Origin of the sequence: Candidatus Fukatsuia endosymbiont of Tuberolachnus salignus, from assembly GCF_964030845.1 — a bacterium.
GTDB lineage: Bacteria > Pseudomonadota > Gammaproteobacteria > Enterobacterales > Enterobacteriaceae > Fukatsuia > Fukatsuia symbiotica.
The window spans coordinates 2,201,781-2,216,328 of sequence record NZ_OZ034983.1; the positions used below are offsets into that span (position 1 = coordinate 2,201,781).

The following is a 14,548-nucleotide window of genomic DNA, read 5'->3' on the forward strand; positions in this document are numbered from 1 at the left end:
ATGGAGGCAAATAATGAAAAAAAATAAAAAAAACATAACAAAGTAACAAACAGTGGCACATCTTTGATTAATACCTTGGTGAAGGCATCGCTTAAGCGGAGCCAGAATAAAAAAATCATAGAAGGTCAATTTCAGCCGTTTGTCAGCGTTATTTGTCCAACTTACAATAGGCGTGAGTTTCTACCTTATCTATTGTATATCTATCAATATCAAGACTATCCTGCTGATCGCCGTGAGCTGATTCTTCTGGATGATTCTGAACACAGCAATCAGGATTTGATAACATTACTGGTTGGTAGCGCGAGTGATGAAACTATTCGCTATATATACAGCGATAAACGTCTAGCTTTGGGGGAGAAACGTAACCAATTAAATGTATTGGCGACAGGGGAATATATTATCTGTATGGATGATGACGATTATTATCCTCCGGATAAAATTTCTTACACTATCACGCAAATGAAAAATAATTACGCACAATTCTCTGGTTCAGATCAAATTTATGTTTGGTACAGTCATTTAAATAAAATATACAAGACAACATCGATGGGGGCTAATCATGCATTAAATGGTACCTTTGCATATCATCGTAATTATCTGAAGAAAAATCGTTATCTTGATAAAAAGATCCTGGCGGAAGAAGCGGAGTTTTTACGCAACTTTACTGTGCCGGTTTTACAGATTGAACCACGGAAGGCTATTTTGTGTATTGCACATAATCACAATACCTTTGATAAAGATTTTATTATTAGTTCTAATGAAGCATCAGATTTTACGCTTGAGGATATCGTCGAAGATAAAAATTTATTGGCTTATTATCACCGTCTCACTCAGGCGCCAGCATCGCTGAAAGTAAATTGGGCATTCTTTGAAAAAATAGTGATAGTAACACGCAACGATGATATTTCTCATTGGCAACAGTTACAGAAAAAATTTACTGACCTTGGTATCAACGCAGAACAACTGGTTCATTATCCTCTGTTGCAGCATCCCTCTCACATTGTTTCCCAAAGTAAGACTCACCTGGCGATATTACAACAGGCTAAAGATGCCGCATGGCGTAATTATTTACTCCTTGAAGAAGATATTGAATTTGTAAAAAAAGACAGAACGTTAAATCATGTAAATCGTTTGTTCACATTTTTAACCTCATTTCCTTGGGAGGTTATATTATTGGGCGGTCAGTACGGAGAACTGCAAACACTGACTGTGTTGCCTGGCGTCGCTCGGGTCCAGATAGCATCAGCCGCTTGTGCTTATGCAGTCAATCAACCTTATTACGATATCCTATTACAGGATATGACAAAAGGCATCACATACCAGCAACAAATTGCATCACCAGCGGATTATTCATTAAATGCTTATTGGCTAATCCCGATGCAACGCGATCGCTGGCTAGGCCTTTATCCCAGTTTTGCTTATCAAAGCAAATAATGGGATGAAAAAAAACAGGTTGCAATAGAAAGTGCACACCTGTTTTTTCATAAAATATTGCAAGCCAAGGACTTAGTCACTATAAAATAATCACCACTTTAGGAAGAATCATGTCAAATATTCAATGCTATCAACCCGAATATGTCAATTGTTTTGCCGATTTGGAGACAAGTTGTGAGTGTCCATTTTGTGCCACTGAGAATGAACTTGATACGAGCATCACATTTAACTGGCAAAATGAAGAAAGACAAAGTTTATTTTTAGGCTGTGAAACTGCTTGCCGTGAAATTTTATTAAATCCGCAAGCATTGACTATCTATGCTGTCAATAAACAAAGTGAAACCAATATTGAATGCAAAATAGAGGGTCAAGAACTCAATTATTTAATTTTTAATCTTGTGACTAACGAAAATTTTTCTCTGGAGCAAAGCTTATATGTGGCCAGCATCTTATTAAATCGCGCAGAACAAGAACAGGAAGCAGAAAATCAGGAAGAGGTGTTGGAAAGGATCAAGATATTAGCCGATGAATTTAATCTACTTAGTGAACAGGGAAGCTTACAACAAACTTTTTGCGAATTGCCTGAAATAGAAAATGTTAAATCATCGGTATTAGCTTTATTGGGAATGGTTCCATTATCACTCACTTTACCTATCGCACAAAAAATACCATTTATATTGAAATTAAGTGAATTAAGCCTCATGCAAAAAATCCATCTGGATGAACGTAAAACAGAATTAATGACTATTTGGCAGGAACAATTGGCACCTTATTTTGACAAGCATCCGCATATATTACAAAATTATGTCTTGTATCAAGTATATCATAACACATTCCCCTATCATGATAGCTTAAATTACGGTCAAATGTTCAGATTATTAAGTATTGATCTCTTTAATATAAAGATACTATGCTCAATATGGAAGCTGAATAATGATACATTGGATGAAACGATAATAGTAAAAATGGTGAGTGCTTATAGCCGTTGGCGAATGGATAAAAATTTTGATTTTACGCCGATGTTGAAAAAAATCCATTTAGACTCTGGTGAAGATCTGTTAATTGGTATTTCCCTATTAAAATAAAGATGAAATCGGTGACAATCGATTAAGAATTTTTTAAGCTGATAACATCAGCTTAAAAAAGTATGTTTCACCGTTTGTTTTACTGTATGCTTTACCGTTTGTTTCATGGTTCTAATCACATGTTCTGGTATATCATAAATAGATTTTCTCAAGGTAATTAACTCAATATTCATAGTTTGAGAAAGCAATATAAAAATGCTGATAAAAATAATCAATGTTATGAGAACACTATTTTTATTAATCATATTGAGTAAAAGCCATCTTCTTTTCAATGATTAGCCAGCATAAAGAAACGCTTCTTTATAACCGAGTAATGGTGCGAAAATATCGTGTTGCATGGAAATAAGTTTACCATTGCTCAGATTTTTCTGTTGACAGGATAGAACGCGTTGTTCCAGATCTGCCCATAGCGCGGTAACATGTTCACGGTACTGTTCTGGTAAACGCTGAAAAAGTATCTGCATCCCCTTGCTATCAGCCGTTACTTTTAGCTTTTTCAAGAGCGCTAGGCGCTCTGTCGCGGTTTGAGATAATGCGTGATAGATCTCACTCAAGCGTTCATTGACGGCCAACAATTTCGTGGCATTGCAAGTAATCATACATTGGCGTTGTGTTAGCAACAGCTTATCCAATGAAATATAGTGCTTGCGATCCGATTGAATGGTCAAAAGAAGCTGCTTTAAACTTTGGGTTGCGTTCATCGTCAGTTAGCCTTTATCTATAAAATTTTATCATTGCTTCAGCCAAGTCAGAGAGGTTGATTTCCTTATTCTCTTTTATCCCCTCTTTTATCTTTTGGATTAGTGTGTTATCTATCTCTGACATGGCATTCAATTCTTCGCGCGCTTTTCCTAAATGTTTCTCTAACTGGTTAGAACCCCCCGACTTCTCCGTATTAGGGTGATCAGATCTAACCTCAGGTTCTGTGTTCTCCAGTTTTTTCTTTGTTCTTGAAATAGGAGAGGTATTAATGGCATCTCGAATGGTAGTCATAAAATCCCTCTATAAAAGTTAAAAATCAGTGAAATTATTTTCATATCCGATCAAACGACACTAACAGGACAGATCTTTAGCCCATTCTTATCTTTTTTATCATCTGTTTGAAATGTATTAGACTTTTTGCAAAACCGTCGTTCGTTATGCGAATTCAAGGCGTCAGGAGCGAAGTAACTGCACGGTACATACGTGTACATGAGGATTGCGAGCACCAGGTGACGCAGAATTTGCATAACGTATTTACGAGCACATAAGTAGGTTTTACGCGGTGTGCGCTAATTTGGCCCTACTAACATTCGAACGATACCAATACCATCGACTGTGGCGTTCACTGTTTTTCCACTGCTTAAATTTTTTACTTTTACCCGATCACCTTTATGACCGTTTTTTAATACCTCACCTAACATTTGCGCGACCACTCCCTCTTGTTCAGCAATCATCAATACTTGTTGTCCTCGCGTAACCAGAGTCGGCTGTTCAAGATGGGATACGGATAATGGCTGGAGATCACGAATACGGCGTTTAACGGTGAAACCGACCACTTCATCAGGATCAGTAAGATAATTGCCAAAGAGGCCACTGATATTGCGTTTTTTTAACTCGATATCGTTAGGAGTAATTTTTTTACCACGTTCAATACTCTTCTTAGCAACCCATATCGGTAAATAAATATCGGGTTTCACCGTAACTGCAACTTCCCAGCTGTGAGGATCCTCACAGCTGATCACATAACGCATGCGCGCTAGATCACTCCGACTCTCGTCTGGATCGGCTACCTGAAGAGGGCTGTGACAGGGTGCGTAATAACTGATTTCGCTGGGAATAAAAATATTCATTTGTACCCTGTAGTCTTGCCAGTTTTTACGCTTGGCGGTACGGGCAATATCAGCGCTGACGCTAGCGGCTGTTCGCGCATAGATCTGTTTTCTTACGCTTTGTTCCGCAGCAATAGCCTGCCCGATATAGCAATGAGCGCTAAATAGTAATATCAGCAAAAGATCACCATAAAAATAACGGTGGCCCCATAGATTTCGACTAAAACTTGTCGTCTGGCGGAAAAATACAATTGGGAAACAGCACTTCCATTTTTTTAAGACGAATAAAGAAAAATTAATATTAATCATGATGTTATTTACCTGGCACGTTGATTGCTTTATTGAATGTGCCAAAATCTTTTTAACATCAGACAGGAAAAATTTCGTGAGCATGAGTTTTGAAAAATCGCTGGGCGTTCATCCTAAAGCAATGCAGCTTCGACTTCTTAGAGCGGAACTGCTAGCAGCCAACTTAGCTCAAGTGAATACCCCACATTTTCAAGCTAAAGATATTGATTTTGTCTCTGAAATGCAACGTGTAAAACTTAAATTTAATACGCTGCCTGATACGAAAATAAAATATCGCATGCCTTATCAAGCGTCTACAGATGGGAATACAGTGGCATTGGACATTGAGCAAGCAGAATTTTCAAAGAATGCCCTCGACTATCAAACCAGTTTGTCATTTCTGAATATGAAATTACTGGGGCTAAAAAAAGCGATAGAAGGGAAATAAACCATGTCTTTTGAGAATATTTATCGAATATCTGGATCGGCAATGACCGCTCAAACTATCAGGCTGAATACCATTGCCAGTAACCTGGCCAATATTGATTCACCTGCAGCCAGTGCCGCTGCCGTTTATAAGACGCGCAGTCCCCTATTTTCTGCGGTTTATTTGCGCGAAGGCAGGAAGTACCGCCAAGGTGTCAGCGGGGCGCAAGTACGGGTGCTTGACATAGTCGAAACCGGCAATGCAGTACAGCGCTATGAACCTAATCATCCACTTGCTAATGAGCAAGGTTATGTCTTTTATTCAGATGTGAATGTCGTCGAACAAATGGCAGACATGACCTCTGCACAACGCAGCTTTGAAACCAATATTGAAGTCCTCAACAGCATAAAAAGCATGCAAAAAAGTGTATTAAAACTTGGAGAACCATAACGATGTCGATTCCTAATATTACAGAACCGATGAATTCAACGGGTAAGAAAACGCTAGAACCTACAATTCAATCATCAAAAGAATTAAAAGACCAATTTATGACATTGCTGGTCGCACAGATGCAACATCAGAATCCACTTAATCCAACCGACGGGACGGAATTTATTAGTCAGTTGGCCCAATTGGCACAACTTACATCTAGCCAAAAAATGGTCGAGGCTACTAATAAAAATACGGTTCTGATGGAAAACATGCAAGCCTTGGCTCAAGCGAATTTAGTGGGACAAAAGGTGATGGTAGAGACCAATAAACTTGAATCGGGGACAGAAACGTATGATGCGCGTTTAACGTTGGAAAATGCATCAGCCGCTGTTACCGTCTATCTCAAAGATAAGTTTGACAAAGAATATAAACTCGCTCTCGGTCAGCAAGAAGCGGGAACCGTGAATTTCACCCTTGATCCCAAAGAGTTGGGTATGCCCCCTGGGCAATATACGCTCACAGTGGTAACAGGCACTGGTGAAGAAGCCAAAACCATTCCGCTGGAATTAGCGGGTACGGTGAACAATGTGCGTATCTCAAACGGTCGCCAGCCGCGATTGAATGTTTCAGGTTTGGGTGATGTTTCTTTTAACAAAATCAGTCAGCTTGGTTCCAGCGTAAAAACACCAGGTTCAGTGCCTGTTGCTGCTTAAACCCATTAATCTAGGAGGAATATGTTATGAGTAATAATATCGCTGTCACTGGTTTGGATGCCATTACTAAGAAGTTAAAAAGTATCAGTAATAATATCGCCAACTCGGGCACTATCGGTTATAAATCGGAAGAAGCTGAATTTGCCGCCATGTATTCCCAAGGTGACCCTATGGGTGTGGCAGTCAGTGGCGTATCGCATAGCATCAGCCGACAGGGAACCGCTATTCGGACTGACAATAACCTGGACGTGGCGATCAGTGGTAACGGATTCTTTATTTTGGCGAGTGATGAAGGTGATACGGTTTACACCCGTGCTGGAAATTTCGATACCGATATAGCAGGAAATTTAATTGGTCTTGATGGCAAAAAGGTTCAAGGCTCTCCAGTCGATGCCAATGGTGTATTGCAACAAGGGGTTGTCGGTAATTTAAAAATCAATAAGGGTATGATAGCGGCTAAAGCAAGCAGTGAAGTGAATGTGAAGAATAATTTAGACGCGAGGATGCCTATCATCCCTACCATTCCAAATTTTGACCCCAATAATGATCAGACATACAGCCTTACGAACTTCACCAAAGTTTATGACTCATTAGGCAATGAACATTCTTTTGCTCAGTATTTTGTCAAGACTGGCGTCAATGAGTGGACTGTTCACTACCAACTGGATCAGGTCGATGTAGGCCAAACAGCTCTGGAATTTAACACGCAAGGAAAATTAGTCACGCCTAATCCTGCTATAGGGAATACGAATCCACCAGCCCCTCCTATCCCTGGCATCGATCCCATTACTCTCGCTGTTAAATATAACGATTTTACACAATATGGCGCGTCATCGGATGTCAATAGCAGTCGTGACGGTAATGCGCCTGGTACTTATAAGAATCTGACAATTCAAGCAGATGGCAAGATTAGCGCCAGTTACAGCAATGGCGAATCTAGGTTAATGGGTCAAATTCTGCTCGCGAGTTTTGCCAACGAAAGTCATCTTGCCCCTGTCAGTAAAACTAGCTGGGCACAGACCGCGCTTTCCGGTGATCCCGTAATCAATGTGCCCAACAATGGTTTGTTGGGCGAGCTGCACGTAGGTCAAAGAGAAGGCTCTAACGTCGACGTGACTGACCAACTGGTAAAAATGCTGAGCGCGCAACATGACTATCAAGGCAATGCCCAAGTGTTGACGACCAATAAAAGCATGCAGGATACATTAATGCGGGCGCTATAACATGGATCATTTTCTATTCACCGCCGTGAGTGGCGCTAATCGTAGCCTGGCTCAACAAAAAATTCATGCTAATAATTTGTCGAATGTCAATACCCAAGGCTTTCGTGCGGATCTGGAAAGATCCATCACCACCAGGGTAGCAGGAAAAGGCTATGCTACCCGTTTTCCTATCGCACTGGAAAACGCCGGGGTTGATATGACTGCCGGCATGTTAAAGGAAACGGGACTTGATCTCGATATTGCTTTGAAAGATCGAGGTTTGATTGCATTGCAAGACGGCAACCGTGAAGTCTACACCCGTGATGGTCATATCAATATTGGTGCGAATGGAGAATTAACGGTTCATCAATTGCCGTTGCTGGGTGATGGTGGGGCCATTGTATTACCCCCTCATAGCTCACTGTCGATAGCCCGTGACGGTACGATTTCTATCGTACCTCAAGATGGGATCGCTATTCCAGCGGATATCGATCGTATCAAACTGGTTGATATCCCGGCGAATGAATTACGCAAGAACGACCGCGGTCTCTTAATCACTGATCTTCCTACTCACCCACGTGATGAAGGTATCCTGATTGAAAATCGCTATCTGGAAGGCAGCAACATTTCTGCAGTCAGCGAGATGCTTTCCAGCATCTCAATCGGTCGTTATTTTGAGGTACAAATCAACATGATAAAAATTGCAAAAGAACTGGCGCAGGCAGGCAATAAACTGCTTCAAGGCTAATCATAAAATCAGTGATTGAGGAGCAGAAATAATGAGTCACGCAACATGGGTCAGCAAAACCGGTCTTTTGGCACAAGATGCCAAAATGAAAGCTATTGCTAATAATTTGGCTAACGTTAATACCGATTCTTTTAAACGTGATGACGTTATATTCGCCGATCTATTTTATCAGACTCAGCGACTTCCAGGTTCACCGGTGGATCAGAATAATATCTCTCCTAACGGTATTCAGTTTGGCGGAGGGGTGAGAGTCGTAGGAACGCAAAAGAAATTTACCATAGGTACCCAGAAGGAAAGCCCGAACGAGATGCACGTGGCGATCACGGGGCAAGGTTTTTTCCAGGTAGAAATGACCGATGGCAACATGGCCTACACCCGTGCTGGTAATCTGAGTAAAAACGCGGATGGTGTACTGACAACGACAGAAGGCTTCCCTTTGAATCCGAGGATTGAACTTCCAGAAGGTCTTGAACGGTTAATCATTAGCGAAAACGGTGCTGTCAATGCCATGGTCGGTGGTGAAGCCGATCCGGTTGAGCTCGGGCAACTGACACTGGTTAATTTTGTTAATCCGGCCGGGCTACTTCCCATTGGTAACAATCTTTATAGAGAAACGACAGCCAGTGGTGAGGCGCAGGAAGGGGAACCCGGAGAAGGCGCTTTAGGCAAACTTATGCAGAATGCATTGGAGGGATCTAATGTACAGGTAGTAGAAGAAATGGTTGAGATGCTTGCAGTACAACAAGCTTGGGAAATTATCGCCAAATCGATCACTGCGGGTAATGAGATGGATAAATACGTTACTCATAATATCTAATCTTCTCGCCAATTATTTAAAAGCGAATAATGAATGAAAAGGTTTTTAATGTTAACGCCGATAGTGTTGGCGCTCTGTGGCTGTGAATCTCCGGCATTATTGGTGCATAAAGATGATGCTGCTTATGCTCCACCGGAGAATCTGAACCAGCCAGCACCTGTTTTGCAAGGAGGCGGACTGTATCAACCCGCCTATAACTGGTCTTTGCTGCAAGATCGGCGTGCTTACCGTGTCGGCGATATTTTGACGGTAAAGTTGGATGAATCGACCCAATCGAGTAAGCAAGCGAAGACTAATTTTGGCAAAAATAATGATATGACCCTAGGAATACCGGAGGTATTAGGCAAAAAACTTGACAAATTCAGCGGTTCACTTTCTGGTAAACGTAAATTTGATGGAACCGGCAGCTCACAGCAGCAAAATATGTTGCGTGGTTCGATTACCGTAGCAGTACATCAGGTATTGGCGAACGGCGTATTGGTTATTCGCGGCGAAAAATGGCTCACTCTTAATCAAGGGGATGAATACATGCGTGTGACAGGTCTGGTACGCGCAGAGGATATTGAGCGTGATAACTCCATTTCTTCGCAACGTATTGCTAATGCGCGCATCTCCTACGCAGGTCGTGGTGCGCTCAGTGATGCTAACTCAGCGGGATGGTTGACGCGTTTCTTCAACCATCAGCTGTTCCCTATCTAAGCAGGAGTATTAACTATGTTTCAACGTTATTTTATGCTGCTTGGATTATGGCTGACATTACCGCTGGCCAACGCACAGCCCTTAAGCTCTTTGGTCGATATTCAAGGGATGCGTGGTAACCAATTAGTGGGTTACAGCCTGGTAGTAGGTCTGGACGGTACTGGAGATAAAAACCAGGTTAAATTCACGGGTCAATCGATGGCTAATATGTTGCGTCAATTTGGTGTGCAGCTGCCAGCCAAGATTGATCCTAAAGTGAAAAATGTGGCGGCAGTGGCTATCAGCGCCACCTTGCCTCCGATGTACGCCCGTGGTCAATCGATTGATGTTACGGTTTCATCCATTGGTGATGCCAAAAGTTTGCGCGGCGGTACCTTGTTGCTCACTCAGTTACGTGGTGCCGATGGTGAAGTTTATGCATTAGCACAAGGTAATGTGGTGGTTGGCGGTATGAAAGCAGAGGGGAATAGTGGTTCTAGTGTGACAGTGAACACAGCGACTGTAGGACGCGTTCCTAATGGTGCCAGTATTGAGCGGCAAGTGATCAGCGATTTTCAAACCAACGACACCGTGATCCTCAATCTGAAACGCCCTAGCTTTAAATCAGCCAATAATATTGCTGTTGCCCTTAACCGGATCTTCGGTGCCAATACTGCCACAGCTCAAAGCGCAACGAATGTGGTGGTCAATGCACCGCAAGGGGCAGGTGCTCGCGTCGCTTTTATGTCGATGCTAGAAGATGTGCAGATTAATGCTGGCAAGCAGATACCTCGGGTAGTGTTTAACGCGCGTACCGGTACGGTTGTGATCGGTGAAGGGGTGGTAGTACGCGCAGCGGCAGTCTCACACGGCAATTTGACGGTTAGCATTCGTGAGGATCAAAAAGTTAGCCAGCCGAATGCGTTATCGGGAGGTGAAACCACAGTGACGCCACAAAGTGACATCAACGTCGACAAAGACGGTGGAAAAATGGTTATTGTACCAGCGGGTACCAGTTTGCGCAGTATTGTAAACACTATCAATAGCTTAGGTGCATCCCCTGATGACATTATGGCTATCCTGCAAGCGTTACATGAAGCGGGTGCGCTAGATGCTGAACTGGTAGTAATCTAAGGAAAAAATAAATGACTGAGAGTATCCAGGCGAACGAAATCATTAATAAAAAAGTAATCAGTAAGCCAAGCACCGTGATCCCCGGCAGTTTTACCGGGGAAATTCAGCCGCAAAATATCGAAGAAGCCGCAATACAGTTCGAGGCGTTATTCATGCGCAATTTGTTACAACAGATGCGCAAAACATCTGATGCCTTAGCTGAGGGTGACAATCTGTTTAATAGTAAACAACAAGGGGTCATGCGTGATTTTTACGATGACAAACTCGCATCGACATTGGCTGCACAACGCAGTAGTGGTATCGCTGATTTACTGATTAAACAATTAAGTGCTCAATAGATTTCGAACAGATTCTCAGGCTTATCTTGCTGCAGTTATTTAAGTCTAAGATTCAGCGGTCGTTTTTCTTATAAAACCACAGTGAATACCACAAAAAATTTACTGTTAATTCTTATTGACTAACAGAAAGGGAAGCGAGCAAATGAGTTTAATTGAGATTGCCTCCAGTGGTGCCAGAGCCATGAAAGCGCATCTAGATGCTGTGATGATGAACATGGCGAACCAGGAAAATAGAGATTATTCACGCCAACAGATTGAAACCAGCAGCCTTGGCCCTGGTACGAACAGCGGGATCCGTGCCGGTGATGGTGTGAGCATTGATGGTATCCGTAGGATTTGTGATCAATTTTTAGTGAGCAAGGAATGGCAAGCAGGCAGTGAAGAAAGTTATGACAGAGAGGCTATGCAGTATTTGCAAACGTTGGAAGAGATTTTCAGCGAGTCTAGTACTCAATCCAAAAATTCCTTGCCAGCAAGATTGGATGCCTTTTTTAATAGTCTGATTAATAGTGAGGAGCAACCTGATAGCAGCATAAATCGTGCGGAAATAATCAATCAGGCTAAGGTATTGGCATCACGTCTTAATTATTTTAATCAAGAGATTAATAATCAGAAAGCAGGGTTGGCTAATGACCGCAAAAATATTGTTGCCACGATCAACAACCTCAGTACTAACATCGCGAGTTATAACCAAAAAATTATCGAGTTAGAATCCACGGGTGGCAATAGCAATACCCTGCGGGATCAGCGTGATAAAAGTGTCAGAGAGTTAAGCGCCTTGATAGAGGTACGGGTTAATAATGCGAATAATGGCAGTTATGATATTTCCTTACAAAATGGTCATCCCTTGGTCACAGGTAATACAGCGGGAGAAATGGCGTTAACTACGTTACCCGGTGGTGGCCAGCAAATTCAGCTGAAATATCCTGGCTCGACTTCTACTGTTAATCCGTCTTGCGGTGGTCAGCTAGGGGCAATGAATGATATTGAATCTAATACGCTAATGCCCTTGCAGGAAAACATTCAAAATATCGCGCAAACAATAGAACAGAAATTTAATGCTCAATTACAGGCTGGCTATGATTTAAATAGCAATCAAGGAAAACCGCTCTTTCATTTTGATAGTAACAATCCAAGCCGGATATTACAGATCACTGATATTAAAGCTGAAGAATTGGGGCTCTCAGCGACGACGGGCACTGTCTCTGATAATGGCAATTTGAAAAAATTAATAGCATTGAAAAACGAGAAATTCCCCGCTTTAGGAAATATTACGATTAAAGAGGCTGCCGATTCTACTATCAATGATCTGGCGAGGAAATCAGCTAACTATAAGAGTCAATTTGAGATAAGCAGAGAGGAGTTGAATAGGGCAAATCGTGAACGAATCAGCGCGAATGGTGTAGATGAGAATCAAGAAGGGCCCCATTTGGTGGAATATCAAAACCTCTATAATGCCAATCTGAAAATGATCATGATCGCCGGACAACTTTTTAGCAGCGTTTTAGAAATATTCTGATACTAGACTTCTTACAAGGAAATCAATATGGCAGAACACATTAGTGGCTATGGCAGACAAGGTACAGCAAGGTTCTCACGGATAATGTCATCCAGTACTGCCGACATTAGAACGAGAATAAATCGGCTGAGTGAGCAGCTCAGTGGCGATGGAATGCGGGTGCTACAGCCTTCAGATGATGTTGTCGCCAGTGCCAGAAATTTACAGGTGCAGAGCGAGAACACGGTCATTGCACAGTATCAAAAAAATAACCAAAGTCTGCAAATTAGTTTTGGGGCTCAAGGACGACGGATAGAAGCCATTCAAGAAGAATTAAAGATGGCAGGGGTAAGATTACAAGAAGCCGCAAATGATACCAACGGGAGCCTGTACAAGATTCTGTGTAACTGCCGATTCCTCATAAATACACTGATAACCGTTCAGGGTATTCGATCATAAAGTGATTGAGAGCCTGACGCCAGTTTGGTATCGGCATTGTCCACTTTTCTGATGCAGATTCTATTGCCAGATAAATCACTTTTAATGCAGACCCATCATGTGCAAATATTTTGCGTTTTTTTATGGCTTTACGTATCACACTATTGAGTGATTCTATCGCATTTGTTGTATAAATCACCTTGCGAATTTCGTCGGGATAAGTAAAAAATGTGGATAGGTTATCCCAATTTCTGCGCCAAATTTGTACCAGTGTTGGGTATTTTTCACCCCAGCGTCCTTCAAAACTATCAAGCTCTTGCAAAGCATTTTCTTCTGTAGCGGAACGGTAAATGAGTTTTAGGTCGGCACAGAGTGCTTGTCGATCTTTCCAACTGACGTATTTGACCGAATTACGGACTAAATGGACAATGCAAAGCTGGATTTTTGTCTCAGGATAGACCGTGTTGACAGCCTCAGGAAACCCGGTTAAACCATCCATACAAGCAATTAATATATCATTTAAGCCCCGATTCTTTAACTCGGTCAGAATCGATAACCAGGTCTTTGCTCCTTCCGTCTCCGCTATCCACAAGCCAAGGCATTCCTTATGTCCTTCCATATTGATGCCTAGCGCGATATAGACAGATTTATTGATAACCCGCTTATCCTGGTGAACTTTAACGACAATACAATCCAGATAAACAATCGGATACAGATTGTCCAGTGGGCGACTACGCCAGGTGGTTACTCGGTCAATTACCGCATCAGTGACTTTAGATATCAAGGTTGGCGATACCTCAGCATCATAGATTTTTTTAAAGGTTTCGGTAATTTCCCGTGTGGTCATGCCTTGAGCGTAAAACGCTAAAATGTGATCGTCAAAATGGGTCAGCCGAGTTTGCCCTTTTTCAACCATTATCGGGGAAAACTCGCCGTTACGGTCACGGGGCGTTTCTATCGCTAATTCACCGTACTGAGAGGTAATATTTTTTGCAGAATAGCCATTACGACTATTACCGCTGCCACGTCCTTCAGCCGCATTTTTGGCATAACCTAGGTGATGTTCCATTTCAGCACCTAATGCCGCTTCTACTGTCATCTTAACGAATTCATTGAGTATCTTGTTTAGATCAGATTCAGTTTTAATGTCTTTTACCAGCGCCTGAGCTACCTGACGTAGCTGAGATTGTTGCGGGGTATCCGGTAATTTATTCTTTCTTACCATTGTCTATATCCTATTCACAAATTGTTTAAATATAGGCAATTACACAATTTTCAGGACAGGCTCTTGTTGTCTGGCCAAGTGACATAAGCTATCCCTTCTACGAGCGATTTGGTTTTAGTAGACAGCAACGAGAACAAGATCCTTTGATATTAATCGTTTCTAATGGTACGTGAAAATATGCTTATCCGACCCTGTAGAATAGGAGAAAATTCTTTAACACAGTGTCAGATGAGTGGCATTCATCTCCACAATTCCACCCATTTTTTACTCTTACGCATCA

General features: G+C 41.9%; 17 protein-coding genes. 13 read left to right on the forward strand and 4 right to left on the reverse strand.

Annotation, left to right across the window (positions count from 1 at the left end):
* Nucleotides 1–63 precede the first annotated feature (63 nt).
* Both AAHH42_RS10780 and AAHH42_RS10785 read left to right on the forward strand, forming a co-directional pair.
* Entirely contained in the window at nt 64–1,434 is a 1,371-nt protein-coding gene (locus AAHH42_RS10780) for a glycosyltransferase family A protein (protein WP_342221102.1), read from the forward strand.
* A 110-nt stretch (nt 1,435–1,544) separates the two neighbouring features.
* Nucleotides 1,545–2,519 (forward strand): hypothetical protein, encoded by a 975-nt coding sequence (locus tag AAHH42_RS10785; RefSeq protein WP_072550135.1) that lies wholly within the window; start codon nt 1,545–1,547, stop codon nt 2,517–2,519.
* A gap of 275 nt (nt 2,520–2,794) precedes the next feature.
* Here AAHH42_RS10785 and flgN read toward each other — a convergent pair whose 3' ends face one another.
* The 3 genes from flgN to flgA all read right to left on the reverse strand — a co-directional run bounded on the left by flgN (nt 2,795) and on the right by flgA (nt 4,639).
* Nucleotides 2,795–3,220 (reverse strand): flagellar protein FlgN, encoded by a 426-nt coding sequence (gene flgN, locus AAHH42_RS10790; protein ID WP_072550133.1) that lies wholly within the window; start codon nt 3,218–3,220, stop codon nt 2,795–2,797.
* Between the two features lie 13 nt (nt 3,221–3,233).
* Nucleotides 3,234–3,512 carry a hypothetical protein gene (locus AAHH42_RS10795; protein WP_072550132.1) on the reverse strand — a complete coding sequence of 93 codons (279 nt, stop codon included), beginning with the start codon at nt 3,510–3,512 and terminating at the stop codon, nt 3,234–3,236.
* 278 nt (nt 3,513–3,790) lie between these two features.
* Complete coding sequence (gene flgA / locus AAHH42_RS10800; RefSeq protein WP_072550131.1) at nt 3,791–4,639, reverse strand: flagellar basal body P-ring formation chaperone FlgA; 849 nt, start codon at nt 4,637–4,639, stop codon at nt 3,791–3,793.
* Nucleotides 4,640–4,721: 82 nt separating this feature from the next.
* Here flgA and flgB point away from each other — a divergent pair, with 82 nt between their 5' ends.
* From flgB to AAHH42_RS10855, 11 genes are all read left to right on the forward strand, one after another.
* Entirely contained in the window at nt 4,722–5,066 is a 345-nt protein-coding gene (flgB, locus tag AAHH42_RS10805; protein ID WP_420836466.1) for a flagellar basal body rod protein FlgB, read from the forward strand.
* 3 nt (nt 5,067–5,069) lie between these two features.
* On the forward strand, nt 5,070–5,495 hold the full coding sequence (gene flgC / locus AAHH42_RS10810) for a flagellar basal body rod protein FlgC (protein ID WP_072550130.1): 426 nt from the start codon (nt 5,070–5,072) through the stop codon (nt 5,493–5,495).
* A gap of 2 nt (nt 5,496–5,497) precedes the next feature.
* Nucleotides 5,498–6,190, forward strand: coding sequence for a flagellar hook capping FlgD N-terminal domain-containing protein (locus AAHH42_RS10815; protein WP_072550129.1), 693 nt, complete (start codon nt 5,498–5,500; stop codon nt 6,188–6,190).
* 26 nt (nt 6,191–6,216) lie between these two features.
* Nucleotides 6,217–7,413, forward strand: coding sequence for a flagellar hook-basal body complex protein (locus AAHH42_RS10820; RefSeq protein WP_342221103.1), 1,197 nt, complete (start codon nt 6,217–6,219; stop codon nt 7,411–7,413).
* A gap of 1 nt (nt 7,414) precedes the next feature.
* Entirely contained in the window at nt 7,415–8,140 is a 726-nt protein-coding gene (locus tag AAHH42_RS10825; RefSeq protein ID WP_072550127.1) for a flagellar basal body rod protein FlgF, read from the forward strand.
* 31 nt (nt 8,141–8,171) lie between these two features.
* Nucleotides 8,172–8,957, forward strand: a complete 786-nt coding sequence (flgG, locus tag AAHH42_RS10830; protein ID WP_342221104.1) for a flagellar basal-body rod protein FlgG — start codon at nt 8,172–8,174, stop codon at nt 8,955–8,957.
* Nucleotides 8,958–8,990: 33 nt separating this feature from the next.
* On the forward strand, nt 8,991–9,656 hold the full coding sequence (gene flgH, locus AAHH42_RS10835) for a flagellar basal body L-ring protein FlgH (RefSeq protein ID WP_072550125.1): 666 nt from the start codon (nt 8,991–8,993) through the stop codon (nt 9,654–9,656).
* A gap of 15 nt (nt 9,657–9,671) precedes the next feature.
* Nucleotides 9,672–10,769: a flagellar basal body P-ring protein FlgI gene (locus AAHH42_RS10840; protein WP_072550124.1), complete on the forward strand. Its 1,098-nt coding sequence runs from the start codon at nt 9,672–9,674 to the stop codon at nt 10,767–10,769.
* Between the two features lie 11 nt (nt 10,770–10,780).
* The gene (locus AAHH42_RS10845; RefSeq protein ID WP_072550123.1) at nt 10,781–11,107 is read left to right on the forward strand and encodes a rod-binding protein; all 327 of its coding nucleotides are present in this window, start codon (nt 10,781–10,783) and stop codon (nt 11,105–11,107) included.
* A 142-nt stretch (nt 11,108–11,249) separates the two neighbouring features.
* Nucleotides 11,250–12,626, forward strand: coding sequence for a flagellar hook-associated protein FlgK (gene flgK, locus AAHH42_RS10850; RefSeq protein ID WP_072550122.1), 1,377 nt, complete (start codon nt 11,250–11,252; stop codon nt 12,624–12,626).
* Between the two features lie 27 nt (nt 12,627–12,653).
* Complete coding sequence (locus AAHH42_RS10855; RefSeq protein WP_342221105.1) at nt 12,654–13,064, forward strand: hypothetical protein; 411 nt, start codon at nt 12,654–12,656, stop codon at nt 13,062–13,064.
* Here the strand turns inward: AAHH42_RS10855 and AAHH42_RS10860 are convergent.
* Nucleotides 13,024–14,268 carry an IS256 family transposase gene (locus AAHH42_RS10860; RefSeq protein WP_342221106.1) on the reverse strand — a complete coding sequence of 415 codons (1,245 nt, stop codon included), beginning with the start codon at nt 14,266–14,268 and terminating at the stop codon, nt 13,024–13,026. The two genes, AAHH42_RS10855 and AAHH42_RS10860, sit on opposite strands and share 41 nt — an antisense overlap.
* Between the last annotated feature and the right edge of the window lie 280 nt (nt 14,269–14,548).

What these genes read in the sequence shown, in the direction of transcription:
- AAHH42_RS10785 (WP_072550135.1), top strand. Translation starts at nt 1,545, where the DNA reads ATGTCAAATATTCAATGCTATCAACCCGAATATGTCAATTGTTTTGCC.
- flgN (WP_072550133.1), bottom strand. Translation starts at nt 3,220, where the DNA reads ATGAACGCAACCCAAAGTTTAAAGCAGCTTCTTTTGACCATTCAATCG.
- AAHH42_RS10795 (WP_072550132.1), bottom strand. Translation starts at nt 3,512, where the DNA reads ATGACTACCATTCGAGATGCCATTAATACCTCTCCTATTTCAAGAACA.
- flgA (WP_072550131.1), bottom strand. Translation starts at nt 4,639, where the DNA reads ATGATTAATATTAATTTTTCTTTATTCGTCTTAAAAAAATGGAAGTGC.
- flgB (WP_420836466.1), top strand. Translation starts at nt 4,722, where the DNA reads ATGAGTTTTGAAAAATCGCTGGGCGTTCATCCTAAAGCAATGCAGCTT.
- flgC (WP_072550130.1), top strand. Translation starts at nt 5,070, where the DNA reads ATGTCTTTTGAGAATATTTATCGAATATCTGGATCGGCAATGACCGCT.
- AAHH42_RS10815 (WP_072550129.1), top strand. Translation starts at nt 5,498, where the DNA reads ATGTCGATTCCTAATATTACAGAACCGATGAATTCAACGGGTAAGAAA.
- AAHH42_RS10820 (WP_342221103.1), top strand. Translation starts at nt 6,217, where the DNA reads ATGAGTAATAATATCGCTGTCACTGGTTTGGATGCCATTACTAAGAAG.
- AAHH42_RS10825 (WP_072550127.1), top strand. Translation starts at nt 7,415, where the DNA reads ATGGATCATTTTCTATTCACCGCCGTGAGTGGCGCTAATCGTAGCCTG.
- flgG (WP_342221104.1), top strand. Translation starts at nt 8,172, where the DNA reads ATGAGTCACGCAACATGGGTCAGCAAAACCGGTCTTTTGGCACAAGAT.
- flgH (WP_072550125.1), top strand. Translation starts at nt 8,991, where the DNA reads ATGAAAAGGTTTTTAATGTTAACGCCGATAGTGTTGGCGCTCTGTGGC.
- AAHH42_RS10840 (WP_072550124.1), top strand. Translation starts at nt 9,672, where the DNA reads ATGTTTCAACGTTATTTTATGCTGCTTGGATTATGGCTGACATTACCG.
- AAHH42_RS10845 (WP_072550123.1), top strand. Translation starts at nt 10,781, where the DNA reads ATGACTGAGAGTATCCAGGCGAACGAAATCATTAATAAAAAAGTAATC.
- flgK (WP_072550122.1), top strand. Translation starts at nt 11,250, where the DNA reads ATGAGTTTAATTGAGATTGCCTCCAGTGGTGCCAGAGCCATGAAAGCG.
- AAHH42_RS10855 (WP_342221105.1), top strand. Translation starts at nt 12,654, where the DNA reads ATGGCAGAACACATTAGTGGCTATGGCAGACAAGGTACAGCAAGGTTC.
- AAHH42_RS10860 (WP_342221106.1), bottom strand. Translation starts at nt 14,268, where the DNA reads ATGGTAAGAAAGAATAAATTACCGGATACCCCGCAACAATCTCAGCTA.